This window comes from Nocardia sp. NPDC002869, from assembly GCF_046764065.1.
Lineage (GTDB): Bacteria > Actinomycetota > Actinomycetes > Mycobacteriales > Mycobacteriaceae > Nocardia > Nocardia rhamnosiphila.
On the sequence record NZ_JBKOOL010000327.1, the window covers coordinates 1 to 1,806 of the forward strand.

At 63.6% G+C, this 1,806-nt stretch carries 1 protein-coding gene; it reads left to right on the plus strand.

Features of this window, described 5'->3' with window-relative positions; translation table 11 throughout:
• Positions 1-18 precede the first annotated feature (18 nt).
• Positions 19-1,758 carry a cytochrome c oxidase subunit I gene (ctaD, locus tag ACLML9_RS28670; protein ID WP_411948418.1) on the plus strand — a complete coding sequence of 580 codons (1,740 nt, stop codon included), beginning with the start codon at positions 19-21 and terminating at the stop codon, positions 1,756-1,758.
• Positions 1,759-1,806 lie beyond the last annotated feature (48 nt).

Sequence of the window (1,806 nt, forward strand, 5' to 3'; positions counted from 1 at the left end):
GCACCTTCAGGAGGATCAGTGACTGCCGTAGAGCCCAAGCCAGTCCCGCAGGGGGTGGAAGCGACTCGGCCATTTCCGGCGCGAACAGGGCCGAAGGGGTCGTTCATCTACAAGATGGTGACCACCACGGACCCGAAGGTCCTGGGTGTCATGTACTTGACCACCTCGATGGCGTTCTTCCTCATCGGTGGCCTGATGGCCCTCATGATGCGTGGTGAGCTCGCTCGTCCGGGTCTGCAGTTCCTCTCGCCCGAGCAGTTCAACCAGCTGTTCACCATGCACGGCACGATCATGCTGCTGTTCTACGCGACCGCGATCGTGTTCGGATTCGCCAACATCATCCTGCCGCTGCAGATCGGCGCCCCCGACGTCGCCTTCCCGCGCCTGAACGCCTTCAGCTACTGGCTGTACGCGTTCGGCGCCACCATGGCGACCGCCGGCTTCATCACCCCGGGCGGCGCCGCGGACTTCGGCTGGACGGCCTACGTGCCGCTCACCGATATCCTGCACTCACCGGGTGTGGGCACCGACCTGTGGATCATGGGCCTGGCCGTCTCCGGTCTGGGCACCATCCTCGGCGGTGTGAACATGCTGACGACCGTGGTCTGCCTGCGCGCTCCGGGTATGACCATGTTCCGGATGCCCATCTTCACCTGGAACATCGCCGTCACCAGCGTGCTGGTCCTGCTGGCGTTCCCGCTGCTGACCGCCGCCCTCATGGGCCTGGCCTACGACCGGCACCTGGGCGGCCACATCTACGACCCGGGTACCGGCGGCATCCTGCTCTACCAGCACCTGTTCTGGTTCTTCGGGCACCCCGAGGTCTACATCATCGCGCTGCCGTTCTTCGGTATCGTCTCCGAGATCTTCCCGGTCTTCAGCCGTAAACCGATCTTCGGTTACACCACCCTGGTCTACGCGACCCTGGGCATCGCGGCCCTGTCGATCGCGGTGTGGGCGCACCACATGTACGCCACCGGCGCGGTGCTGCTGCCCTACTTCTCGTTCATGACCTTCCTCATCGCGGTCCCGACCGGTGTGAAGTTCTTCAACTGGATCGGCACCATGTGGAAGGGGCAGCTGACGTTCGAATCACCGATGTTGTTCTCGGTGGGCTTCCTCGTCACCTTCCTCTTCGGTGGTCTGTCCGGTGTCATCCTGGCCAGCCCGCCGCTGGACTTCCACGTCACCGACTCCTACTTCGTGGTCGCGCACTTCCACTACGTGCTCTTCGGCACCATCGTGTTCGCCACCTACGCCGGTATCTACTTCTGGTTCCCGAAGATGACCGGCCGGATGCTGGACGAGCGGCTCGCGAAGTGGCACTTCTGGACCACGTTCCTCGGTTTCCACCTCACCTTCCTGGTCCAGCACTGGCTGGGCGCCGAAGGTATGCCCCGTCGTTACGCCGACTACCAGGCCGGTGACGGGTTCACCACGCTGAACACCGTCTCCACCATCGGTGCGTTCATCCTCGGCGCCTCGATGCTGCCGTTCCTGTGGAATGTCTTCAAGAGCTACCGGTACGGCGAGGTGGTCACGGTGGACGATCCGTGGGGCTACGGCAATTCCCTGGAATGGGCAACCAGCTGCCCGCCGCCGCGGCACAACTTCTACGAACTGCCGCGGATCCGCTCCGAACGTCCCGCTTTCGAACTGCACTACCCGCATATGATCGAGCGGATGCGCACGGAAGCGCACGTCGGATTCACGGGCGATGCCAAGCATCATCCCGAGGAGACTCTGGTCAAGTCCTAGCGGGTCTTTTCGGTTCTGTCCCTGTGCACCCGCCGACCTCGGTCGGCG